This is a genomic window from Lacunimicrobium album (assembly GCF_052161635.1).
Classification (GTDB): Bacteria; Planctomycetota; Planctomycetia; order Planctomycetales; family Planctomycetaceae; genus SXPC01.
Genome location: NZ_CP197413.1, coordinates 1,268,170 through 1,289,585, shown reverse-complemented (window position 1 = coordinate 1,289,585; position 21,416 = coordinate 1,268,170). Strand labels below are relative to the sequence as shown.

Sequence of the window (21,416 nt, the reverse complement as noted above, 5' to 3'; positions counted from 1 at the left end):
AGAGTTGCTGTTCAGTATCAAAATGGCACAAATTCGGTACAATGAACGGTTTATCAGCCTTTGACCGTCCTTACGCTCACGAGCACGCCTTTTGTGCGTCTGTCGGATGAGAAGTCTCGTTCGAGCGAAATAAGATGGTCCCGGCGCAACTGCAAGCGCCAACACACGATACAATCTCCCACAAGGCACATCACGAGAGTTTTGACTCTTCAGAAATCGAATCACCAGACGTTATGAACACACCGCTCGATCCACTCCGTCCAAATGACAATCAATCCTGGGACTCGCTTGCTGACGATCTGTTCGGCATTGGCGCTCAGGGTGAGCTGCCGGATTTCGACTTCCTGTCGGAACTCGAAAAAGAAACTTCTGCCGAGTCCAATCTGTCTGAAAAGCCTGCTGAGGCTGATCATGATGTCGCCGTGGTCTCGTTTGACGAAGACCATGATGATGTTGTTGAAGAAATCGACGAGAAACCAGCGGTCTCGCGTCAGTCACAGTCAGGATCAGGCAAGCCTGCTGGTCGTCCGGTGAAGCGCCATGCTGTGATGGCCAATGACGACGATGATGATGATTTCGGTCTGGGTCTGGTGGAAGAGTTCCACGAGAGCAACATCGATACGATCTACGATGCGGACGATGAAGAGTCCGGGTTCGATGATGATGACGACGATGATGAAGACGAAGACGAGGAAGGTGACGACGAGCATGAGGAAGTCGTCGCTGACGAAGAAGCAGACCTCTTCGCCGGGTTCAACGATGATGACGATGAGGACGACGAAGATGATGATGACGACGAGGAAGAAGAAGTCGAAGTCATTGCATCAGCTGTTGATAGCGTCAGTGTGATTGACGCGGGTGACGATGATGCTTCGGAAGACGAAATCGACGAATACTGGTCAGGTCTCGACAGCTGGAACTGGGATAGCAGGGATCGCGAAGAGCGTAGCAGCGACTCGGGAAGCGATCGTGGCGGTCGAGGCGGACGTCCTCGTCGTGGTGGCGAACGCAGTGGTGGCGGCGATCGAGGTGGTCGCGGGGGACGCGGCCGTAGTGATGATGGTGGACGTGGTCGCGGTCCGCGTCCGGAACGTCGCGTTGAGCCGGTGTATGAAGAACCGGAAATCGTGGATGTTCACGAAGAGGAAATTGAAGACAGCTTCGGTCATGAAGCGGCTGAAGAAACAACGTCACGACGACCATCGTCTGGTGGACGCGGACGTGGACGAGGTGGTCGCGGTTCTCGAGATGGTGGATCTCGTGATAGTGTCTCACGAGACAGTCGTGCAGCAGATAGTCGCGACAAGCATCGCGATGAACGCCCGGTGGAAGCGGATCTGGACGATGAAGTCGTATCAGAAGCCCCATCCCGACGCGGCCCACGCAGCGAAGAAGGCCGTGGCGGACGACCTGGACGGTCCTCATCCAGTTACACTGGATCGAGCGGGCCACGCGCGGACTTTGATGAACTGGATATGGAAGAAGGCGATACCCCATCGCGAGTCAATCCAGAGTACGCTGATGTACCGACCTGGACAGACGTTATGAACTGCGTTTTGCCTGAGCATCTGCGACAGGCTCGCGGGAGTGCTCCGACTGGCCATTCTGGCTCGGGACGGGGACGCGGCGGCTCGGATTCGGGACGTGGTCGGTCTCAATCCAGTGAAGGACGTTCGAGTGAAGGACGACGCGAACGTGGTGGTGAATCACGTTCGGACGAAGGTCGCAGCGAAAGCCGTGGTGGAGAGAGCCGTGGTGGAGAGAGCCGTGGCGGTGAAAGTCGCAGCGGCGAGCCTCGAAGCCAGGGTCGCACGGAAGGCCGTGGCGGTGGCGAAGGTCGATCAGAAGGCCGCGGCGAAGGACGACGAGAAAGCAGCCGTGGTGAAGGCCGAAGCTCGGAAGGCCGACGCAGCGAAGGTCGTGGCGAGAGCCGCAGTGAAGGACGTCCGGAACGTCGTCCTGCGGAAGGTCGCGGCGGTGAAGGGCGTGCTAGTGAAGGGCGATCAGAAGGTCGCAGTGAGAGCCGATCGGAAGGCCGTGACGAGAGCAAACGTTCTGAGAGTCGTCCGGAAGGGCGTTCTGAGGAACGATCCTCGGAAGGGCGCAGTGAAGGCGGGTCGCGAGGACGTGGTCGTGGCGGACGTTCACGACGCGATCACTTCGACTCAGAAGTGATCGAGATTCAACAACGCGTGCCAGAGTATCGCGGAGTTGCGTCTGACGAGTCCGATGACTGGGATGACGAAGGTCACAAACCTGAACCTCGCAAGCCAGAAGCGCGTAAGCCAGAAAGCCGCGAGTCTCGTGAACCACGAGAGAGTCGCGAGCCACGCGAAGGCCGTGAGCCAAGAGAATCGCGGGAGCCTCGGGAATCACGCGAGCCACGCGGTCGTGATCGCGGTCCACGTCGTGAAGAAGGTCGATCAAGCGAAGGTCGTCCTGCGGGGCGCCCGAGTGAAGGACGTTCTGGTGAAGGGCGTTCGACTGAAAGCCGCTCGAGTGAAGGACGTGGGGGTGATGAGCCACGTGAACCTCGGGAATCACGTCGTAGTGAACGCGGAGCGGAGCCTCGAACCGAGTCGCGTAGTGTCGAACCTCGTGGTCGGACGCAGCGTCCTGAGCCGCGGAAGGGGCCTCCACGCGAGCCGGAGCCGGTTGCGTCTCGATATGAAGACGATGACTTCGATCACGATCATGATGACGACTTTGGCATCGATCCAGATCCAGTCGACGAAGATGCCCGTGACACTGAGTCGAAAGATGGCGGCGAGAAGCGTACTCGAGGCGGTCGGTCTCGACGACGTCGGCCACGTCGACGTTCGGACGAAGGTTAACGGAGAGTTTTGGCTGGAGCAGACAGGCCGTTGTTGATCAATGGCCTGTCTTGCCAACTCCCCTGCCCTTCTGCGCCCACGTGCATTTTCATGTCGCCTCCCAGGGGATCTGATGTTGAGTTTGTTCGGTGGACGTGGGCGGCATGCTAGGATGAACAGCCGGTGATGAATCGGTTGAGGAGTCTTTAGTTCGGCACTTCAGCAGGCAGCGGGATATGACGAACCTCACTGGCTTTCAATCAAAGCATCTGAAGCTCAAGCAGACAGGGGCGTGTGCGCAGATTGTTCTGTGTACGCCTTCGATCTATGAGGAAGAGGTCATCGAGCAGATTGGTCGTGATCTCAACAGCCTGTCGGATGATTTCGACTGCCATCGAATGGTGCTCGATATCAAAGCGGTCAATCTGATTACGAGTTCGTTGATCGGGAAGTTCGTGCATCTGCATAAGAAGCTGAAGTCTCAAGGGGGCGTGCTGGTGATGTGTGGCGTGCAGGGGCATCTGGAGACAATCTTTCGGGCGAGTAACCTGCTCAATTATTTTCATGTGATTCCGACCGTGGAGAAGGGGACGGAGTTTGCGAGTTGTTACTCGGAGACGTGATTCAAGCCTTCGTGCCTGTGGTCGTGCAGACAATGAGAGTTGACCATTGCCTATCGCTCACCCTCATCCGCCCTTCGGGCACCTTCTCCCCTCAAGGGAGAAGGGACTATCATAAGATAAAATGACGATGCTGATTGCGATTGAAGGGATTGACGGGTCGGGGAAGGGGACGCAGACGAAGCTGCTGTGTGAGCGGCTGGCTGCGGAGGGGATTTCGGTCGCGCGTCTGGCGTTTCCGAGGTACGAGGCGACGGGGTTCGGGAAGCGGGTGGCGGAGTTTCTTAATGGTGCTTATGGCGCGCTCGATGTCGTCGATCCGTTTCTGGTCGCGGGGCTGTATGCAGGGGATCGGTTTGAATCGCGCGATCTGATTGCGAGAATGATGGCTGAGAATCAGATTGTGTTGTGTGATCGGTATGTGTCTTCCAATCTGGCGTATCAGTTAGCGAAGGTCGATCCTGCCCGACGGGTGACGTTGAAGGGGTGGATTGAGCAGTTGGAGTATGAGATTTACTCGCTGCCGAAAGCGGATCTGACGATCTATCTCGAGCTCGATGCGGAGACGTCGCAGGCTCTCGTTCTGAAGAAGGACGTCCGGGAGTATACAGCCCATAGTCTTGACCTGCATGAAGCCGCGCAGGGGTACTTGGGGCATGTCCGGCTGGAGTATCTGCGACTGGCGGGTGAGGAGTCGGGGTGGACGGTGGTGACGTGCAGTGAAGGGACGAGGCTGCGGACGATTGAGGAGATTGGGGAAGAGGTTTATCGGGTGGTGATGGGGGCTGTGCGGGGGTAGGCGGGAGTTATTTTGCTGGTTGGTTTTGTTGGTGAGAGATTGAAGGCGAACGCTTGCCTGGCGCCACTCTCATCCGGCGATTGGGCACCTTTCCTGAAAGGACCATCGCTTCGTTCACTCCCGCCTTTTCGGCGTGAGCGAACTCCTTGCTTCCACATCAAGGAAGTAGGGACTTCGGAATGGGGTTGCAAGGTGCCCTCGGTTGTCTTGTGAATTTATTGATCGCTTGTTGGCGCGATTCCCTCATCCGCCCTTCGGGCACCTTCTCCCGGGGGGAGAAGGGAGCTATGGGGGTTACCGTTACTGCTTTGCTTGCAGGTAGGTGGTCAGGTAGCGGAAGAGGTCGGGTTCGGTGATGTCGGTGGCGCCTTTGTAGTTGAAGATGTAGGGGACTTTTTTCTCTTTGAGTTTTTCGACGAGGCCGCCGCCGAAGTTGGCGGAGTGGGGTGGGTCGGCTGCTGGTTGGCCCATGGCGAGTGGGGTGTCGTAGAAGAGATAGACGGGTGGATCGTCGCTGGTGACGAGTTCGTAAGGGGAGTATTTGCGGATGTCGTCCATCAGTTGTTCGCGCTGGTCGATAAAGGACTGGTAGCTGGGGAGGAGGAAGGCGTGGTGGCCGTAGTCGTTATTGGGGATCCAGTCACGCATCTGTGTCGGGTCTAGGGAGGTTTGCGGGACGAAGGTCATGGCGCAAACGAGACGAGTTGATTCACGGGCGATGGGATCATCACTCTTCGGGTCGGCCATGTCGTCGTGGAACGCGAGCCAGAGAGTGTTGTAACCACCGGCGGAACCGCCGCATCCGGCGATGCGGGTTTTGTCGATGTTCCATTCGGTGGACTTGCTGCGGACGAACTGGAGGGCGCGGGCGCAGTCTTCGAGGCAGGCTTTGACAGGAGGTTTGACGCCCTGCTCTTGAGCCTGGGGAATCAAACGGTAATTGATGGAGACGACGGACATGCCGTCTTTGAGGAAGCGGTCGAGGAAGTCGGGGTTGGCTTTGTCGCCGTTCATCCAGCCGCCGCCGTGGATGAAGAAGAGGAGAGGGGTTGGTTTGTCCGAGGTGGCGAGGTAAACGTCAAGGACCTGGCTGGGGTGTTGGCCGTAGGGGACGTTGGGGTGGGTTGGTTTGATGGGGGTCTGGGCGGCGAGCCATGGGGTGTGGAGGGTGAGGACCAACGCGGCGAGCAAGGCTGGTTTCATGGGTGGCGACTTTCTGGGTGCGGGGGGAAGGAGAGGGTTTCCTGATGCGGGTTGAAGTGATGGGAGTCGACTTTTGCCTATAGCCGACCCTCATCCGTCAGCGAAGCGCTGCCACCTTCTCCCCGGGGGAGAAGGGACGGACTCTCGAGAGAAAGAATATTAACGTATTGTTGAAAGGATCTTGTTATCTTCGCGACATTCTCTATGGCTCGCTTAGGAAAAACTTCAAAGATTGGAGATGGCCATGTCTGCCATGCTTGTTTCCCATGTTGTGATCAGTCTGATTGGTATTGTAGCTGGGTTTGTGGTTGCTTACGGGTTTCTTGTGAACAGGAACCTGCCTCGCTGGACGGCGGTTTTTCTGTCGACCACAATTGCGACGAGTGTCAGCGGGTTTCTGCTTCCGGCTGAGAAGATTCTGCCTTCGCATGTGGTGGGCGTGTTGTCGTTGATCACTCTTTCGATCGCGACTTATGCAGAGTACGCAAAAGCTCATACGGGCGGATGGCGTTCGACCTACATTGTGACAGCTTTGATTTCGCAGTACTTCAACGTGTTTGTCCTGGTCGTCCAATCGTTCCAGAAGATTCCGGTTTTGAAAGCGCTTGCTCCGACACAGACTGAGCCTGCGTTTGCAGTCGCACAGCTGGCGGTGCTGGTGGGGTTTATTGCGATTGGGTATATGTCGCTGAAGCGGTCTGGCGTGAAGGCGCTCGTGGTCTCATAAGTGAGTTTGCTATCGAGTGTGGCTTAATAGAAACGCGAAAGCGGCGAGGATTGGTGAATCCTCGCCGCTTTTTTTGTTGGTTGTGGGAGCGTGTGCGGAGATCGACTATGCAACTTTGAGAGTTCGGACTTCCTCTTCCTTACGCCCGCCAAGGACTTCGCGGACGGTGTAGTTCGTGCGGTTGCCGCCGATGTAATAGATGCGGGCACAGACTTCGCCGATGATGCCCAGGCTGAGGAACTGCAGGCAGACCATGGAGGAGAAGACGGTCTGAAGCAGTAGCGGGTTGCCGGTCATGTCGACGCCGCCGAAGGCTTTCATCCCGACGGTGACCATGCCTGAGATCATCGCGATGACGGCGCACCACATGCCGATCTTGCCGAAGAATTTCATCGGGCTGTTGAAGTAACGCAGCAGGAAGTTGACGGTGATCAGGTCGAGCACGACGCGGGTCGTGCGGCCGATGCCGTACTTGGTCGTGCCGAAGCGTCGCGGGTGGTGTTTGGTGACGACTTCCACACAACGGGCTCCGCGCTGGTGGGCGAGGATCGGGATGAAGCGGTGCATTTCGCCGTAGAGTTCGAGTTCCTGGGCGATTTCGGTACGGATGGCCTTCAGCGTGCAGCCGAGGTCGTGAATCGGGAAGCCGGTCGATTTCGAGATCAGCCAGTTGGCGATCTTGGACGGCAGTTTGCGGTTGATGAAGGTGTCTTGTCGATTTTTCCGCCAGCCGTGGACGAGGTCGTAGCCTTCTTCGATCTTGGCGAGCATCATCGGGATATCGTCCGGGTCGTTCTGCAGGTCGCCATCCATGGTGATGACGACTTCGCATTCAGCGTGTTGAATGCCGGCGTGCATGGCGGCGGTCTGGCCGTAGTTACGACGGAAGAGGACGACTTTAACGTGGTGATCTTTGGCGGCGAGTTCGCGCAGGCGATTGACGCTGCCATCTTTAGATCCGTCGTCGACGAAGATCAACTCGTAATTTCCGGGATGTTTTTTCATCACGGTATCGAGCTGTTCGTGGAGCAACGGGAGGTTGTCAAACTCGTTGTAAATCGGGACGACGACCGAAACGTCCATGAACCAGGCATCCTTTTCCTGTGGAGTCTGCAGGGACAGTCATCCTGAACTGACGGGGAAAGCCCCTGACCTGCAGCGCGATCTTCTTTTGTGAGCGGTGTTTATCGCATTTGCAGAAGTGCGGCAAGAGGAGTTTTCTGTTGGGTGGCCCAGCCGTTCATGGCTGGGTGAGCGCAGCTCACAAGAAGCCAGCGCCATGCGGATACAACTGGAAATGGCGAGGTGACTTTCGTTTGAGAGCGTATGGTGACGCTTCTTGTCGGCTTTGCCGACCCAGCCATGAACGGCTGGGCCACCCATTTTCAAGCGAGCACTATTTCTTGAATTCCGGGTGACGTTTGAGCATGAGGTGCATGATCACGGTGGCGAAGCCCCAGCCGAGAGCGGCGCCGAAGCAGACGTCGCTGAGGTAGTGGGCGCGGGTTTGGACGCGACCGTAGGCGACGAGGATCGCCATAAAGAAGAAGAGGTATCGTCCGCGTGGGTAAAAGTGGCTCAGGACACAGGCGAGTGCGAACGCAGAGGTCGAGTGGCCGGAGGGGAAGCTTTCGAAGCCGGCTTTCGGGCGAGCAGTCCCATCTTCCAACCACCAGCGGAAGGTTTCGTAGACGCCTTTGAGTTCTGCATCGGCGAGGAGATCACGGGGGCGGACTCGACCAGAGAACAGCTTGAGGATGTTGGTGGTGATACCTGCGCCATAAACAGCCAGATAGGCCCAGGGCATCAACTTTCTTCGACTGACATCGAGGACCACCATCACCAGGAGAATGAAGAAGGCACCGATGCCGTGGCCGAAGGGCTCGGTGTTTTCGACGAAGTCACGCCAGAAGCTGGGGATCTTTGCGTCCCGGAAAAAGTTTGTCACCGGCAGATCGATCGAAAGCGCCGCTGTTCCCAGCAGGCACATCACGATGACGAACACCACATCACGATAGCCAGTCAACCATTTCATAGTCGGGTTATAGCGAACAACCGGTGTCTACGAAAAGAGATCTCGCGGCTTCTTTGTAGACTCGGAGCGCTCGCCACTTTCCCACATCTAAATGAGTTGTTTGGCCCGTGATCGAATCCCGGACATCAACTCCTGATCTTGGCGCATTTTCTCCAGGTTTTTGATGGCGAAGGAAAGTCGCTGGTTGTTTTTGAGCTTGTCGTAATGACGGTCGAAGAAGTCCCAGTAGAACGTCGAGAAGGGGCAGGCGTCGTCGCCGACTTTCTGCTTGTAATCGTAGCGACACCCTTTGCAGTAATTGCTCATCTTGTTGATGTAATTGCCGGTCGAGCAATAGGGCTTGGTACCGACGATCCCGCCATCTCCGAACTGGCTCATTCCCAGGGCATTGGGCAAAGACACCCAGTCGACCGCGTCGACGTACATCGCCATGTGCCACTCGTGGAACTGGTAAGGATCGGCTCCCATTGTCTGGGCGAGATTGCCCATGACCATTAGGCGCTGGATGTGATGCGTGTAACCGTGGTCGAGAATGCTGTTCATGACGTGATGGACGCAGTTCATGTCGGTCTTGCCGTCCCAGTAGAAGGCGGGCAGCTCGCGAGTCTGATTGAGGGAGTTGAGCTTCTGATACTGCGGCATCTTCAGCCAGTAAACTCCTCGAATGAATTCGCGCCAGCCAAGGATCTGTCGGACGAAGCCCTCGACGCTGTCGAGATCTGCTTTGCCATCTTCGTAGGCTTTGATGGCGGCCTCTATGCATTCCCGCGGGCTGATCAGCTTGAGGTTGAGTGGCAGTGATAATCGGGAGTGATAGAGGAATGGCTCATCGGTCCACATGGCATCTTCAAACGGGCCGAAGCTTTCGAGGAGGTGGTTGATGAAGTGACGCAGCAGCTTTTTTGCATCGTCGCGAGTGACAGGGTGGTCGAAGTGGTCGAGGCGTCCGGGGTGTTTTGCGAAGCGTTTCTCGACGAGGTCGAAAACGTCACGCGTGATCTGGTCTGGCTCGAAGCGGGGACGTTTCGAGATCTTGGGAGGGCCGGATTTGCCGAAGGACTCGCGGTTGTCGTGGTCGTAGTTCCATTGATCGCCTTCGGGGGTGCCCTGCTTATCGACGAGGATGTGATGCGTCTTACGCATGTGACGATAAAAGTTCTCCAGGAGCAGGCCGGAACGATTTTTGGCGTACTCTGCGAATTCCTCGGGGGTGCAGTAGAAGTGTCGGTCCGGGCGGATTTCGAGTTCAATATCGAGGTCTTTGGCAGTCTTTTCGAGGTTTGTTTTGACTCGGTCATCACCTGGAAACGCGACGATGAGTTTCCGGGGATGGAGGTGCCGAATGCTTTTGGTGAGGACTTCGGCGTGGCTTTTCCCTTTGTCGTGACTGGGAGCGGTGGTGAGTTCGTGATACTCGACACGAAAGCCCTGTTCCGTCAGATCGTCACGGAAGTGTCGCATGGCTGACAGGAAGACTGCGATTCGTAGCTTGTGACACCAGACGTGCGTGTTCTCTTCTTCGACTTCCGCCATCCAGACGGCGTCCTGTTTGGGATCGAAGTCGTCGAAAACGGAAGACTGGTGATCCAGTTGGTCTCCCAGAACCAGAATCAGGTTACGGATGGTCCGGGACATCGTCGATCGCTTTCTAGTCGTGGTTCCCCGAGGTGTCGGATCGTGAGGAGGATTCATGCTGACGGGATATTTTAGTCGTGCGGCAACTACTCATGTCGATGCCGAACCGCCGAGCTATTCGATCTGTCTGACTCGCGTTATTCTTTCCGAACAACTCCTGTTTCCTCTTCGTTGCGTGGTCATCGGTTCGCCATGTTGAATGCCTTTCTTCTGCTGACGTTTGCTCAGATTGTCGCGACGATCAGTCCGGGACCGTCGTTTGTTTGTGTTTCGCGCAACGCGCTGCGATCGAGGATCCAGGGTCTGGCGACGGCGACGGGAGTCGCGACCGGAACCCTGGTCTACGCCACCGCTGCGTTATGCGGGCTGGGGCTGTTGTTCAAGGCTTTTCCCTGGCTGTTCGACTTGATTACCTGGGGTGGAGGATTGTTCCTGCTGTACTTCGCGGTGATGCTGTGGAAACATGCGACCGACCAGATCGATTTCAATCCTGCAACTCCGGAAGTCGATCCTCCGTCACCTGCTCGCGGGAAGACGTTGTGGTCTGCGTTTTTGTCCGGGTTCTTCGTTCAGATGTCGAATCCGAAAGCGGTCATCTTCTTTGGCTCAATCTTTGTTGCCATCCTCCCGGCTGATGCGACAGGACTTTATAAAGTGGCTGCGGTCAGCTTGAGTGTTTCGATCGAGTACGTCTGGTTTCTGCTGGTGGCGGTTTTCTTTTCCCATGCCCGATTGAGGGCGATGTACGGGCATGCCAAGTTTTATATTGACCGGGTGACCTCGGGGACGCTCGGAGCGCTCGGGGTAAAGTTGATTGCGAGTCGGTTGTAAAACGCAGCCGTATTTGCCTTTTTCGATACTATCGTGATAACTCTTGATGATCGACTGCGCCAGTACGTTTGAGCACTTTGCATGGAGAGAATAGCGAGGTAGGCTTTTCGATCAGGTGGATTGTTATTTGATGTACGACGCCTGGTGAGAGAATGAGATCATGCGAATTGCTGCCGTTGTTCTGATGTTGGTTGTTGCTGTTGGAACTTCGTCGCTGTCTGCTCAGCAGAGCGACAACGAGACGACCGGTTTGCGAGTCCTCAGTTACAACATTAAACGGGGACTGGGCAATGACGACAAGACAGATCTAGCTCGTACCGCCGCTGTCATCAAGACGCTGAATCCTGATCTTGTGGGTTTACAGGAAGTTGACGAAAACGCCAAACGAAGCGGCAGTGTTGATCAGGCGGCGGAGCTTGGCAAGCAGTTGGGGATGCATCACTCGTTTGCTCCATTTATGGACTATGATGGCGGGCGTTATGGGCTGGCTGTGTTGTCGAAGTATCCGATCGAAAAGTCGACGATCGTCAAACTGCCGACGGGGAATGAGCCGCGGGTGGCGCTGGTCGTTGATGTGAAACTGCCGGGCGGGGAGATTGTTAGTTTTGTCTGCCTGCACTTTGACTGGGTACGCGATGACAAGTTTCGAGTCGCTCAGGCGAACGAGTTGAAGACACATCTCGAAGGGCTGAAGACGCCTTGTCTTGTTGTGGGTGATTTCAATGATGGGCCGGAATCAAAGACGCTGGAACTGATGCGTCGCGGAATGCTAGAAGCGAAGAAGCCAGCGGAGGATCGATTTACGTTTTCGTCTGACAGGCCTCGCAGTGAAATTGATTTCATCATGATGTCCCCTCCGTCTCGATTTGACGTTAAGATGGTGGATGTCATTGAGGAGCCGATGGCGTCCGACCATCGCCCGTTGCTGGCGGAGATCGAACTCAAGCCGGCTCAGTAAACCGCCAACGAATTTGGGGCACAGATCGACGACTATGTTCAATTGGCTGTGGGGTGAGCGAACGCCGCGGGAACTGCCGGTGTCCTGGCGTTCCATTTTAGAATCGAATGCAAAGTTCCGGGAACGACTTTCGCCCGTGCTGCAGCAGGAGTTCGACCAGCGACTCATCGAGTTCGTGGAAGCCAAATACTGGGAAGGCTGTGGTGGGCTGGTCCTGACGGAAGAACATAAGGTCACGATCGGGGCCCATGCGATTCGTCTAGTACTCGGCTTCGAGCGAGAGACGTTGCGCGACGTGAAGACGGTTCTTGTCTATCCAACGCCGTACGAGGCGAAGTCCCAGGAAGTTCTCGGCGGAAACATCGTCGTCGAAGGTGTCTCTCAGCGAGCCGGCGAATCGTGGTATCATGGCCCGGTGATTCTGGCCTGGTCGGATATCCAGGAATGCCTCGAGGAAGAGGACTATTGGAAGCGACGACATCCTCACAACGTCATCGTGCATGAGTTCGCACACCAGCTCGATTACCGCAATGGACGCTCAGCCGACGGGATCCCGCCGATTGAATCTCACGAGCAGGCCGAGGAGTGGGTCAAGGTCACGGACGCCGCCTATCAACGACTCAGCCGAGCGTGCGAACGCAACCAGTACACGCTCATCGATTGCTACGGCGCAACCAACCGCGCCGAGTTCTTTGCGGTCACGACGGAAGTCTTTTTCGAAGCCCCGCAAGAAATGGCCGAGCAGTGGCCTGAGCTTTATCGTGTTATGCAGCGGTATTATCGACAGGATTTTCTGGGGTAGTGAGACACGAGAAGGGTGCCAATCATCAAGTCTGAGTGGCGGTATCAAATGGCTGCAACTCAGCAAGTCAGGTACTCGCCGTCTAGCCCGCCTTGCCCTACTTGGAGAGAACGTCTGGTGTTACGTTTTCGTGTTTGTCGGCCATCCACTATTCATGCAGGTCAGCCCCTCATAAATTATTTCCTTGCGTTCTCTTTCCGTTAGAACTACACTCCTGCCCAAACGAACAGGGGTGTATCATGACTTATGACGAAATCAGAGTTGGAAGTCAGGTCCAGTTGCTTTCTGGCGGACCTGTGATGACTGTCCGATTCACGATTGATGAAAGCGACGTCAGCGATGACATTCACTATGAGCCGGAAGACACTGGTGTGCATTGCCAGTGGTTTGATGAAAAAAGGCTTCACGAGGGTATCTTTCCTCCGTTGTCACTGAGACCAGCCTAGCAAGCGATTTCTAAATTCATCGTAGGGTGCTGGTGAGGCTCTGCGAACCGCACCAAATGGGCGAATGAATGTCGTTTTGGTGCGGTTCGAAGACTCACCAGCACCCTACATATCTAGCAACACTTGAATTACTTCAATAAGAAGACTGGCTTTTAGCAAGCAGTCGACTCTGATGATTCAATCTCGCCGTTCCTTCGCTGTAGTTTGCGTCTAGGCATCGATCGGTGCGAAATATAGAATAGCTAAGAGCTTCATGTAGCTCGCCTGGTTGGATCACCATGGTCTTTATTCAGTTTGACCGCTGATTTGATCATCTCACGAAATGCTGTTGTCTGAATCTGATCAATCGACGTGAGCGTGATGTATTTGATTCGATCTGTGGACTTTGCCAGCAATCCCTTCGGGTCTGCAACTTCATCACCACGCCAAAAACCAAAGTTGACCTGGTTGCGAAACCCCTTGATGTAGCAGAAGGGACCGTTGAGTTCGTAGACAGGTTGTCCCCAACGAAAATATTCAATCGCTTTGGGAACTGTCGAGCTGATGAGTTCTCTTAATGTCTGCACGATTTCGCCTCGCCAGCCACTAAGACGTTCAATATATTCGTCGACGGTTTTCGCTAAATGGGGATTAAGATACTGGCCTGAGTGAATTTTCTTGGGCATGGTTCTCATATAAGTAAGACGACTGCAGAACTTACTGCAGTTGCGCAACTGTACGTTCGTCAGGATTGTTGGCAAGACTCAATCCTTGAGCATTCGGAATAAACCGAGTTGATTAATCATGAAAACGTAAACTGCATTATGTTTCACCCTCAAACAAAGGAGAGCGTCTTGAGCAATATCGAAAAACTGCTGCTGATCTCATCGTTGATTTTGTGTTCTGGATGTCCCGACGGTGTGACGAAACAACAAGACAATGAAGCACGTCGAAAAGCGGTTGCCGACGATCTCAAGAGGCAGGGCGAGCAAATGCACTCGAAGCCTCTCACGTCCACGGACGGAACGAAGTAAGCTGCCAAGGGCCGGACCGATGGGCATAAATCGGCTCTGACACATTATAGTCAGGGCACAGCTTTCAAGACCCCGCCGTGTCGTGCATTCGATTCCGAGGTGCGCCTACTGTCAACGGTCGGGCTATTTGGTCGACTCCAATTCCGCAAGACGCTTCTCCACCCGCAGCATCTGTTGCGCCATCTTTTGAACTCGGAAGTGACTGAACGTTGCCAAAACAAAAGCGAACACGGCGAGAGATGTCATTGGTTTGGTCTCAGCGGGTACGGATGCAACGGCCTCTAAAAAATCAGCTAAAAACGGCGCGTGATCTGAATCGAGCATAGGGACAGGGCACAAAAAAAGCCCTAAACTATTACAGTTTAAGGCTTTCTGAAGTGGACGTAACAGGACTCGAATATCTAGGGAAAATGCTTCAAAAGCAAGGGGTGACGCCGAAACTCGTGCATATTTCGTGCGTTTGATCGAAAAGCATGAACACGACCCCTTGTTCCGAATGCTGATGGAGACATGGGAAAGCCTGACGCCAGCAGAGCGTCTGAATTTGGCAAAGAACATTACATATAAAACATAAGTAGTATCAACTAAGTATTTTTATCTAATAATTCTGTCTATTGCATGATTGAATTTCTGAACACCTGTCGGTAGGTTGAGCTGAGATGATCGGCAAGGCTTATAAGGGCAGGTGATGGCACAGACGAAGTCAGAAGAATCGCAATCAGGCTGGACAGACAACTTGCCATGGCTTTGGTTTGTGGCATTGCTGATTGGAACGATCGTTCAAGCCTGCTTGATGATTGGCTACTGGAAAGACCTCGAAAAGTTTGCTTGGTTTGGAGATTCGTTTGGGACACTCAATGCGTATGCGTCTAGCCTTGCTCTTGCTGGAGCTGTTTGGGCGGTGCTGATGCAGCGGCGAGAATTGAAGCTACAGCGAGAAGAGCTCGCGCTCACTCGCGAGGAAATGGAGCTAACCAGGTTAGAGGCCAAAAGGAGTGCGGATGCTCATGAGATAACCTGTAAAACGATGGCAGAACAGCTGGAGCAAATGAAGTCCTCTGGGACATACGAAGCACAGAGATACGCCGACCACTTGCTGATGACGCTTATGAGCGAGTCTGTGACCAGAGTCCAAGCAACGAGTCGTTCGCTTTTCGAGTTTCTTGGATTTGATGAGTACCGATCACGGCATGAAATTGATACCTGTGAAAACCAAACAGATAAAACTCTCTTCTCAATGGTTTCAAATCTCTGCGGAGTTCACGATGGGCTTCTCTATAATAAAATAGCCAATTACAATCTCTCGAATGCCAATATCTCCTTTGGTCGCCATAGCATTGAGCACACGAGATCTATTCCAGAGATTTCGTCGGCTGACGTCTTGAATTCAATTTCATACTGGTTCGCGTTCCTAGAGTCAGTTGCGACATTCTATGACCTCGGAATATGTAAGCCACCAGTGATTTGGCGGACAATTTTTCGCGAACAAAGTGGTTTACTTTTTGCAATCTACTCTTGCTTCATTGTTCTGCCAGAAACGCCAGGGCAGACCAATCGGCTACCATTTGATTTGGAAAAGCTTCTCAGATTCAGAGCAGTGTTCGAGCCCGTGGAAGAGTTCGAACCTAAAAATTAAACGGCTGATCGGCTTAATGTCTCATTCTTCCATATTTATCGGTGGTCTCACATGCGTCAGTTGCACTGAAGGTGCAAGACGCGATTTCATCTCTCGCAACATCCTGACGGTTGTATATCCGGAATGTTACTCGTAAAGATTGTTCCAGAAAGAGTTTGTGAACGAACTACATATCCTGAGGGTGCCCCCTGAGGGTTCCTGAGGGTTGGCCAACGTGGGTGATATCCCGCAAAAAGTGTTTCATCTTGAAGCCTGACTCAGGAAAGTGCAGGATATGACACAAGCCAGACTTAGTTTCCGGATCAATACGGAACTACGTCGCCCTTGACGGGAGGTTTCGCGACGTTATTGGTCGTTATCTTTTTGGCTTGAACTAGCGAGAGTGAGCAGGCAGGATAGGTGAATCCCGTCTATCCATCCTAAAAGGGCTTCCCATGAGTACAGACACCGCCAAGGACAAACTCAGGTTCAGCAATGACCAGCTCGCCACGTATCGCTGGGCGGCAGACTCGGCAGGCATGACCATGTCATCCTGGGTCACATCGCCCCTTGATCTGGCGGCAAGGAATGGGCTTACAACGCGACGCGAAGCGGTGGTAAAAGGGCGATTCAGACGACACAAGAAACGTCGAAGCTCTGGAAGAGGCCTTTTGCTTTATCCTTCCTCATCTTGGTCGTGGCAGACTTTTGAGACGTTGCTGTAGCGAATCAACAGCGAAGACGACGCCGACGTCTTCGCTGTTTTCCTAGGTATCCTGGGATTTTTCGGCGCGGTGGCAAGCAGGATCGGGGCTTGGTGGATTCATGGTTGATGCAAAGAAGACCAAGAAAAGGAAGCGCCCAAGCAAGGAGTTGTTTTGGGCGAAGATTGTCGTGGCAATCGTCGGTATCGTTGTGACCTGCCAGATAGCATACAACCTTAATCACTGGGGAAATGATGCTTCGGTTGACGTAGCAAAAATTGGCCAATTCGGAGATTCGTTTGGTTTCATCAATGCGGTGGCCTCTAGTCTTGCGTTTGCTGGTGCCATCTTTGCAATCCTGCTCCAACGCAGGGAATTACAACTGCAGCGCAGGGTTGCTATTGATAGCAGGGATGAGGTTAAAAAGACCGTCACAGCTTTGAACGCGCAGATCGCTTTGATGAGGAGCGCTGGAGAATATGAGGCTAAGCGGTATGCAGATCACCTTCTGATGATCTTGGCAAATGATTCAATGAAGAGTGTAATCCAAATGAAGAATTTGGTGTTTCAGAGATTCGAGTTTGACCAGTTTGAGAACCTCACCCGAGAATCGATTTCGAACCCTGAACGACCGGCCGATTTTGATCCCCAAAACATGGTTATTCTCAACTCTATGATGTTAAATATCAGTGGGCAAAGAGATGAGCACTGGTTCAACGCTTTCAGGGAGTGGAATGCCGAGAGAGCAGTGGCTCGCAGCCAAGTGATCCCGACAGAGGAAAGGGAATTCGCACCAATCGCCCCTGATAGTGCATTAAATGCAATCGCTAATTGGTTTGCATTTATTGAATCCGTAGCTTCCTTCTACTTCTCTCCTGACGATGATTATCGGTCGCCAGTTCCTCAGGCAAACTGGTACAGAATCATTAGAATGGATTTAGGAGTAATGACCTCGTTGTCCGCACTTCATGCCCACACTGTTACAAATAAGGTTTACACTCCGCCTCTTGTCCTCCCTTTTGATCACGGAAAGATATTATTCTTTTGGTGCAGGCTGAGACTGCTTTATGACGACCCCAAAACCAAATTTGTTAAAGGTGTATTGAGTAGCAAGACGACACATTAGAGCCTTTGCTCGGCTGGCTTGCCTTTGGCTTCAGTCTTCAATTGCTAATCTGCAGCGTCGTCACACACGATCCGAATCCAATCGTCGGGAATGTGAAGAGCGAAACGGGTAACTGCTTGCCTGAATAATTCACTCGAAAGCCCTTAAAAACCGTGACGGGTAAACTGCTAACATGTGTTAGCATTGTGAAATTCGTTTCGCCCGGTGAATTACGTACTGACACGATGAAAACGAGTGTTGCGAAGTAGGGCAGAAAACAAGCATTTGGTCGTCAATGGAAACACCGAATAAAAACTTCAGATTTCGTCTCTCAGTATCGTGAAGGTATCTCTTTTTGATGGCCAGGTTGCGCTCGGTACGGATCAGGAATCGGAGCTTGTGTAGTCTTCAATCGATCGATGTCCCGTGGGTCGATCTTGTATCTTGGTTTTCGAGGAGTACCGGTGTTGATGTAGGGCAGCTTTCCGCTTCGGCACCAGCCACTGACCTTTGTTGGCTTTACGCCGAGTCGGTCAGCAACTTCGTTTGCCGTGAGGAATAATTGATCTGGAGTTCTCACCGGTTCGGAGCGCAGGAGCTCGACAACCCGTCTTGCAATTGCTTCGATCAGGGCAAGTCGTTCCGGTTCGGTCATCATTGTTCTCTCGGTTTAGATAACCTTGTTTGACGGAAAGATGACGGCGCGTTGCGGATAGTGAGTTATCCACAATTCCTCTTCGTTCATGGCCACACTGTCGGCAACTTCACGCCCGAGAATCTGGATCTTTTCAGCAAGTGACTCATCACCTTCAGAAGCCTCTCGCTTGAAAAGAATCCGGATCACAATCGTCCGTTCCTGATAGATCTCATGACCGTAGAAGGCGCCATCAACTTCGTAGAGCGAGAAACCATCAATGGTGACCTTTTGCTCGATCCCGCGTCTTCGATCGATCAGCTTGCTTTGAAGGAAGCTGTAGAGCTTCGAAAGATTCTCCAGATTCTTTGGGACATAGATCTCCACGCACTCGAATTTGCCATGCCAGTTGGCCACGTGATCTCCTTCAGGGTAGAACGGACTTCTCAACGCATTGTCACACCTTCTGGAGCCCGACGCCATGACCAAAGGAGAGTTAGCCAACATTGCCGAAGCGGTTGCTGAATCCGTGATTAAAAAACTCCGAAATGAGATGGTTGTTAACGACGCCAGGCACTTAACACCACGAGAATACGCAGCCAAGGCTCGCATACAAGAGTCGAAGGTGTATGAGGCTATTAAGACAGGGAAGCTGATTGCCCTTCCATCCGAGTTGGGAACAAGCAATGTTCGACGCTGGAAGATCCCGCAATGGGCGATCCAGAAGTTCGAGGAAGAGCAACACCGGCTCATAATTGATTCCGAGATTAAATCGTCGAATGCGATTCCAAGGAGAACGAACCGAGCTCCAAGCGTTTTTCGCGCACGATAATTAGATCCCCATTTTGGAGTATGACACCATGACTGAGTCCACAGACCTAACTACAGTATTCGACGGCCTACTCGACGAGTTGGCAAAGCGAATTGTCTTGAAACTGGTTGAACATCTGGACGCCGTTAATTCGGCGGATAGTATTTGCTTCACGGAAGAGGAGGCGGCGAAGATTCTTCGACTGGAAGTAAGGCAGTTGGCAGATGAGAGGCGAGAAAAGAAAATCACCTTCAGCCGGATAAGGAGGGACCGAGTTCGTTACTCAAAGGCTGATCTCGTGGACTACATCGCGAGACGACGCGTGCTGCAGTGAAGGCATCACCCGAATGCACGTTGTTTAATCGTCGGTATCAGTTCCGAGGCCGAAAATCCTTGAATGGATCGAGAGCATCTGCGCGACTGGCTGCCCAATTCATCCACTTCGACTGAGAGGCTTCATCCGAAACAGTGATCTCGCCAGCGGCCACTTTTGAAGTCATCTCCGTAAGAAATGCGCGAATATCTTCAGCTTGCCTCCAAGCCTTTACCTGATCGACGAGCCGATTCAACCGGGATTCCTCGGCAGCTCGTTCCTCTTCTCGCTGGCGGAGCAACTCACGGTGTTCTGCACGTTGCTTTTCGAAGCTCGCTTCGAGCTGTCGATTCAAAAATTGACGCCTGACACTTTTTTGCAATGCATCGCAGAAATCTCCCAGTTGTTGTTCTAATGGTTTGGTGTTTTCGTTCCACTCGTTTTCGGCTCCGTCGATCTGCAGCACGAGATTTCCAGATGGAAAGTACTCATGAGCTGGGTTGCGAGTGAAGATGTCTCGGCTCTTGATAGGCTTTGCCGGGCGGCGATGAAACCTTTCAAAAAAGCGGACGGTACTTGTCGCTCCTTGAAGTTCGAAACGCGTGTGTGGTCGTCGATCGTACGTTCGTACGTCGATGAGAACTGTCCCTCCTCTCGACTCCCAATGCTTGATGACTGCGTTGTAAATCCTGAGTGAACGATCAAGAAGCCCTTTCGTGACTCGGATATTTAAGCAGTCTTTATTCGGGAGTAATGCACCTGGGGACTGCCAGTGATCGGTTTTGCATTCCCGTGAACGAAGGTAGGTCCGAGTTTGCCTTATCAAGGGATGAGGCATTCTGAGACTGTCGGGAACAATAATGACAGGCTGAACTGCGTCATCCGCTTGATCTTGTGTCATGGTCGGTTTTCATCATTCTGTTGATAGGAATTAGTTTAGACGCCTCAATTTAGAATTCTGTCGCACGTAAAGGACCGACGCCATGGCCGCCATTGCGAATCCAACGGCTGCATTTGACACCATCCTGGATGATCTAGCAAAACGAATCTTTCAAAGGCTGGCGGAACATCTCGATACCATCCTGCACGACGATGGCATCTGCTTCACGGAGCAAGAAGCAGCGTCACTACTGAAGATTGAACCTCGTCAGCTTGGAGATGAGCGACGCGAGGGGAAGATCAGTTGTTCAAAGATTCGACAGGGGCGAATCAGGTATTCGAAGGCTGACTTGGTTGAGTATCTGGCAGGTAGGCGAGTGGAGCGGTAATACTTGGTGGCCGTCCATCAACCGCTCAACGAGGAGGCTCACCTATGACTAATTCCGATCATCTCAAAACTGCAATTGACGGATTTCTTGAAGACCTGGCAGATCGGATTGTCGTGAAACTCACGCGACACGCTGAACGCATCAGTAAGCCAGTAATCCGGCAAACAACAAGCAAACCTGTCGAGACCGAAACAAGCCATCTCTTAACAAAGCAACAAGCCGCAAAACAGCTTCAGGTCACCATCCGAACGGTCGATCGCTATCGCAAGGAACTAGGATTGAAGTGGGTTGAGATGGGCCCCGGATTGATTCGTTTCAGACCTGGGGACATTGAGGAATTCGTCACGAAGTGTGTCAGCCAAAACATTCAGCAAGGGCCGGTAAATACATGACGGACGAAGAAATGAATAGGCTCGCAGATAAAATCGCCGAGGCCGTTAAAGAATCACTTCTGCCGTATCTGACCGAAAAGCCTCTTGTCCCGAAGGCCCCAGCAAAAGGGCGAGGACTACCAACGAAGCTTCAATCGAAGTGGATGTTCCTGACTGATGCCTTGAAGGAACTGAGCATATCGCGAAGGACAATTGACCGAAAAATCCTAGAGGGAGCAATTGTCCGAGGTCCGAATTACAACGGGCGTGCGACGGTCAGCAAATCGAGCGTCAGCAAATACCTGAATGAGTTCCTGTAACCAGAATCATTTCCCGGCTCGATAGATGCCCCGGCGATCGACCTTCTCCGGCATGTACTCGTCTATACCATCAGATGCGAACCCATGTTCTTTCAGCTTTTCAGTAATCAAATCACAACAGGAAGATAACGGAAACCGAGCCACATGCGGTTCCTGCTCATTTTCAATGTACTGCGTCGAATGGCAGACGTAAAAAGCACATTTCTGCTCATCAAAGCAGAGGTTCCAGGATTCTTTGTAGACGTCTGGAAGTTCAGATCGCTTCAGAAGTAGACTCAGCATTATTCATATCCTCGTCGCCCAACTCCCTGATCATCCCATGCTGTGGGACCATGAGCAATGCGAATCCTAGTTGGCGACAATCCGGCGCGGCGAATCGAGACGAAACGAGCA

The 21,416-nt window shown here is 53.1% G+C and carries 24 protein-coding genes; 16 read left to right on the top strand and 8 right to left on the bottom strand.

Annotated elements, in window-relative coordinates; translation table 11 throughout:
- Positions 1-233 precede the first annotated feature (233 nt).
- The 3 genes from SH248x_RS05105 to SH248x_RS05095 all read left to right on the top strand — a co-directional run bounded on the left by SH248x_RS05105 (position 234) and on the right by SH248x_RS05095 (position 4,232).
- Positions 234-2,834, top strand: a complete 2,601-nt coding sequence (locus SH248x_RS05105) for a hypothetical protein (protein ID WP_459557438.1) — start codon at positions 234-236, stop codon at positions 2,832-2,834.
- Positions 2,835-3,049: 215 nt separating this feature from the next.
- Complete coding sequence (locus tag SH248x_RS05100; RefSeq protein WP_459557437.1) at positions 3,050-3,436, top strand: STAS domain-containing protein; 387 nt, start codon at positions 3,050-3,052, stop codon at positions 3,434-3,436.
- Positions 3,437-3,557: 121 nt separating this feature from the next.
- A complete protein-coding gene (locus tag SH248x_RS05095; RefSeq protein ID WP_459557436.1) occupies positions 3,558-4,232 on the top strand; it encodes a dTMP kinase in 675 nt (224 codons plus the stop codon).
- A 300-nt stretch (positions 4,233-4,532) separates the two neighbouring features.
- Here SH248x_RS05095 and SH248x_RS05090 read toward each other — a convergent pair whose 3' ends face one another.
- On the bottom strand, positions 4,533-5,435 hold the full coding sequence (locus SH248x_RS05090) for an alpha/beta hydrolase fold domain-containing protein (protein ID WP_459557435.1): 903 nt from the start codon (positions 5,433-5,435) through the stop codon (positions 4,533-4,535).
- 244 nt (positions 5,436-5,679) lie between these two features.
- Here SH248x_RS05090 and SH248x_RS05085 point away from each other — a divergent pair, with 244 nt between their 5' ends.
- Positions 5,680-6,162 carry a hypothetical protein gene (locus SH248x_RS05085; protein ID WP_459557434.1) on the top strand — a complete coding sequence of 161 codons (483 nt, stop codon included), beginning with the start codon at positions 5,680-5,682 and terminating at the stop codon, positions 6,160-6,162.
- Between the two features lie 105 nt (positions 6,163-6,267).
- Here the strand turns inward: SH248x_RS05085 and SH248x_RS05080 are convergent, their stop codons facing one another.
- The 3 genes from SH248x_RS05080 to SH248x_RS05070 all read right to left on the bottom strand — a co-directional run bounded on the left by SH248x_RS05080 (position 6,268) and on the right by SH248x_RS05070 (position 9,832).
- Complete coding sequence (locus tag SH248x_RS05080) at positions 6,268-7,245, bottom strand: glycosyltransferase family 2 protein (protein ID WP_459557433.1); 978 nt, start codon at positions 7,243-7,245, stop codon at positions 6,268-6,270.
- 313 nt (positions 7,246-7,558) lie between these two features.
- A complete protein-coding gene (locus SH248x_RS05075; RefSeq protein WP_459557432.1) occupies positions 7,559-8,197 on the bottom strand; it encodes a phosphatase PAP2 family protein in 639 nt (212 codons plus the stop codon).
- Between the two features lie 87 nt (positions 8,198-8,284).
- The gene (locus SH248x_RS05070; RefSeq protein ID WP_459557431.1) at positions 8,285-9,832 is read right to left on the bottom strand and encodes a cryptochrome/photolyase family protein; all 1,548 of its coding nucleotides are present in this window, start codon (positions 9,830-9,832) and stop codon (positions 8,285-8,287) included.
- 192 nt (positions 9,833-10,024) lie between these two features.
- On the opposite strand from SH248x_RS05070, the gene SH248x_RS05065 reads away from it, so the two are divergent.
- The 4 genes from SH248x_RS05065 (at position 10,025) to SH248x_RS05050 (ending at position 12,869) form a co-directional block, all read left to right on the top strand.
- Positions 10,025-10,663 (top strand): LysE family translocator, encoded by a 639-nt coding sequence (locus SH248x_RS05065; RefSeq protein ID WP_459557430.1) that lies wholly within the window; start codon positions 10,025-10,027, stop codon positions 10,661-10,663.
- 160 nt (positions 10,664-10,823) lie between these two features.
- Positions 10,824-11,621 (top strand): endonuclease/exonuclease/phosphatase family protein, encoded by a 798-nt coding sequence (locus SH248x_RS05060; RefSeq protein ID WP_459557429.1) that lies wholly within the window; start codon positions 10,824-10,826, stop codon positions 11,619-11,621.
- A 34-nt stretch (positions 11,622-11,655) separates the two neighbouring features.
- Complete coding sequence (locus SH248x_RS05055; protein ID WP_459557428.1) at positions 11,656-12,423, top strand: M90 family metallopeptidase; 768 nt, start codon at positions 11,656-11,658, stop codon at positions 12,421-12,423.
- Positions 12,424-12,662: 239 nt separating this feature from the next.
- Positions 12,663-12,869 (top strand): YodC family protein, encoded by a 207-nt coding sequence (locus SH248x_RS05050; RefSeq protein WP_459557427.1) that lies wholly within the window; start codon positions 12,663-12,665, stop codon positions 12,867-12,869.
- 251 nt (positions 12,870-13,120) lie between these two features.
- Here the strand turns inward: SH248x_RS05050 and SH248x_RS05045 are convergent, their stop codons facing one another.
- Entirely contained in the window at positions 13,121-13,534 is a 414-nt protein-coding gene (locus tag SH248x_RS05045; RefSeq protein ID WP_459557426.1) for a DUF1801 domain-containing protein, read from the bottom strand.
- Between the two features lie 1,036 nt (positions 13,535-14,570).
- Here SH248x_RS05045 and SH248x_RS05040 point away from each other — a divergent pair.
- Positions 14,571-15,518 (top strand): hypothetical protein, encoded by a 948-nt coding sequence (locus SH248x_RS05040; protein WP_459557425.1) that lies wholly within the window; start codon positions 14,571-14,573, stop codon positions 15,516-15,518.
- A gap of 804 nt (positions 15,519-16,322) precedes the next feature.
- Entirely contained in the window at positions 16,323-17,327 is a 1,005-nt protein-coding gene (locus tag SH248x_RS05035; protein ID WP_459557424.1) for a hypothetical protein, read from the top strand.
- A 310-nt stretch (positions 17,328-17,637) separates the two neighbouring features.
- On the opposite strand, the gene SH248x_RS05030 is transcribed toward SH248x_RS05035, so the two are convergent.
- Positions 17,638-17,961 carry a helix-turn-helix domain-containing protein gene (locus tag SH248x_RS05030; RefSeq protein ID WP_459558581.1) on the bottom strand — a complete coding sequence of 108 codons (324 nt, stop codon included), beginning with the start codon at positions 17,959-17,961 and terminating at the stop codon, positions 17,638-17,640.
- Positions 17,962-17,976: 15 nt separating this feature from the next.
- Positions 17,977-18,357 carry a hypothetical protein gene (locus SH248x_RS05025; protein WP_459557423.1) on the bottom strand — a complete coding sequence of 127 codons (381 nt, stop codon included), beginning with the start codon at positions 18,355-18,357 and terminating at the stop codon, positions 17,977-17,979.
- 64 nt (positions 18,358-18,421) lie between these two features.
- On the opposite strand from SH248x_RS05025, the gene SH248x_RS05020 reads away from it, so the two are divergent.
- The 6 genes from SH248x_RS05020 to SH248x_RS04995 all read left to right on the top strand — a co-directional run bounded on the left by SH248x_RS05020 (position 18,422) and on the right by SH248x_RS04995 (position 21,023).
- Positions 18,422-18,772 (top strand): hypothetical protein, encoded by a 351-nt coding sequence (locus tag SH248x_RS05020; protein ID WP_459557422.1) that lies wholly within the window; start codon positions 18,422-18,424, stop codon positions 18,770-18,772.
- Between the two features lie 28 nt (positions 18,773-18,800).
- Positions 18,801-19,085, top strand: coding sequence for a helix-turn-helix domain-containing protein (locus SH248x_RS05015; RefSeq protein WP_459557421.1), 285 nt, complete (start codon positions 18,801-18,803; stop codon positions 19,083-19,085).
- A gap of 196 nt (positions 19,086-19,281) precedes the next feature.
- Complete coding sequence (locus SH248x_RS05010; RefSeq protein WP_459557420.1) at positions 19,282-19,479, top strand: hypothetical protein; 198 nt, start codon at positions 19,282-19,284, stop codon at positions 19,477-19,479.
- Positions 19,480-20,047: 568 nt separating this feature from the next.
- On the top strand, positions 20,048-20,332 hold the full coding sequence (locus tag SH248x_RS05005; RefSeq protein ID WP_459557419.1) for a helix-turn-helix domain-containing protein: 285 nt from the start codon (positions 20,048-20,050) through the stop codon (positions 20,330-20,332).
- Between the two features lie 44 nt (positions 20,333-20,376).
- Positions 20,377-20,724 (top strand): hypothetical protein, encoded by a 348-nt coding sequence (locus SH248x_RS05000; protein ID WP_459557418.1) that lies wholly within the window; start codon positions 20,377-20,379, stop codon positions 20,722-20,724.
- Positions 20,725-20,735: 11 nt separating this feature from the next.
- Positions 20,736-21,023, top strand: coding sequence for a hypothetical protein (locus SH248x_RS04995; RefSeq protein WP_459557417.1), 288 nt, complete (start codon positions 20,736-20,738; stop codon positions 21,021-21,023).
- A gap of 6 nt (positions 21,024-21,029) precedes the next feature.
- On the opposite strand, the gene SH248x_RS04990 is transcribed toward SH248x_RS04995, so the two are convergent.
- A complete protein-coding gene (locus tag SH248x_RS04990) occupies positions 21,030-21,305 on the bottom strand; it encodes a hypothetical protein (RefSeq protein WP_459557416.1) in 276 nt (91 codons plus the stop codon).
- Between the last annotated feature and the right edge of the window lie 111 nt (positions 21,306-21,416).

What these genes read in the sequence shown, in the direction of transcription:
- SH248x_RS05050 (WP_459557427.1), top strand. Translation starts at nt 12,663, where the DNA reads ATGACTTATGACGAAATCAGAGTTGGAAGTCAGGTCCAGTTGCTTTCT.
- SH248x_RS05100 (WP_459557437.1), top strand. Translation starts at nt 3,050, where the DNA reads ATGACGAACCTCACTGGCTTTCAATCAAAGCATCTGAAGCTCAAGCAG.
- SH248x_RS05065 (WP_459557430.1), top strand. Translation starts at nt 10,025, where the DNA reads ATGTTGAATGCCTTTCTTCTGCTGACGTTTGCTCAGATTGTCGCGACG.
- SH248x_RS05000 (WP_459557418.1), top strand. Translation starts at nt 20,377, where the DNA reads ATGACTAATTCCGATCATCTCAAAACTGCAATTGACGGATTTCTTGAA.
- SH248x_RS05045 (WP_459557426.1), bottom strand. Translation starts at nt 13,534, where the DNA reads ATGCCCAAGAAAATTCACTCAGGCCAGTATCTTAATCCCCATTTAGCG.
- SH248x_RS04990 (WP_459557416.1), bottom strand. Translation starts at nt 21,305, where the DNA reads ATGCTGAGTCTACTTCTGAAGCGATCTGAACTTCCAGACGTCTACAAA.
- SH248x_RS05075 (WP_459557432.1), bottom strand. Translation starts at nt 8,197, where the DNA reads ATGAAATGGTTGACTGGCTATCGTGATGTGGTGTTCGTCATCGTGATG.
- SH248x_RS05095 (WP_459557436.1), top strand. Translation starts at nt 3,558, where the DNA reads ATGACGATGCTGATTGCGATTGAAGGGATTGACGGGTCGGGGAAGGGG.
- SH248x_RS05035 (WP_459557424.1), top strand. Translation starts at nt 16,323, where the DNA reads ATGGTTGATGCAAAGAAGACCAAGAAAAGGAAGCGCCCAAGCAAGGAG.
- SH248x_RS05085 (WP_459557434.1), top strand. Translation starts at nt 5,680, where the DNA reads ATGTCTGCCATGCTTGTTTCCCATGTTGTGATCAGTCTGATTGGTATT.
- SH248x_RS04995 (WP_459557417.1), top strand. Translation starts at nt 20,736, where the DNA reads ATGAATAGGCTCGCAGATAAAATCGCCGAGGCCGTTAAAGAATCACTT.
- SH248x_RS05090 (WP_459557435.1), bottom strand. Translation starts at nt 5,435, where the DNA reads ATGAAACCAGCCTTGCTCGCCGCGTTGGTCCTCACCCTCCACACCCCA.
- SH248x_RS05005 (WP_459557419.1), top strand. Translation starts at nt 20,048, where the DNA reads ATGGCCGCCATTGCGAATCCAACGGCTGCATTTGACACCATCCTGGAT.
- SH248x_RS05080 (WP_459557433.1), bottom strand. Translation starts at nt 7,245, where the DNA reads ATGGACGTTTCGGTCGTCGTCCCGATTTACAACGAGTTTGACAACCTC.
- SH248x_RS05020 (WP_459557422.1), top strand. Translation starts at nt 18,422, where the DNA reads ATGACCAAAGGAGAGTTAGCCAACATTGCCGAAGCGGTTGCTGAATCC.
- SH248x_RS05105 (WP_459557438.1), top strand. Translation starts at nt 234, where the DNA reads ATGAACACACCGCTCGATCCACTCCGTCCAAATGACAATCAATCCTGG.
- SH248x_RS05060 (WP_459557429.1), top strand. Translation starts at nt 10,824, where the DNA reads ATGCGAATTGCTGCCGTTGTTCTGATGTTGGTTGTTGCTGTTGGAACT.
- SH248x_RS05030 (WP_459558581.1), bottom strand. Translation starts at nt 17,961, where the DNA reads ATGACCGAACCGGAACGACTTGCCCTGATCGAAGCAATTGCAAGACGG.
- SH248x_RS05015 (WP_459557421.1), top strand. Translation starts at nt 18,801, where the DNA reads ATGACTGAGTCCACAGACCTAACTACAGTATTCGACGGCCTACTCGAC.
- SH248x_RS05055 (WP_459557428.1), top strand. Translation starts at nt 11,656, where the DNA reads ATGTTCAATTGGCTGTGGGGTGAGCGAACGCCGCGGGAACTGCCGGTG.
- SH248x_RS05040 (WP_459557425.1), top strand. Translation starts at nt 14,571, where the DNA reads ATGGCACAGACGAAGTCAGAAGAATCGCAATCAGGCTGGACAGACAAC.
- SH248x_RS05070 (WP_459557431.1), bottom strand. Translation starts at nt 9,832, where the DNA reads ATGTCCCGGACCATCCGTAACCTGATTCTGGTTCTGGGAGACCAACTG.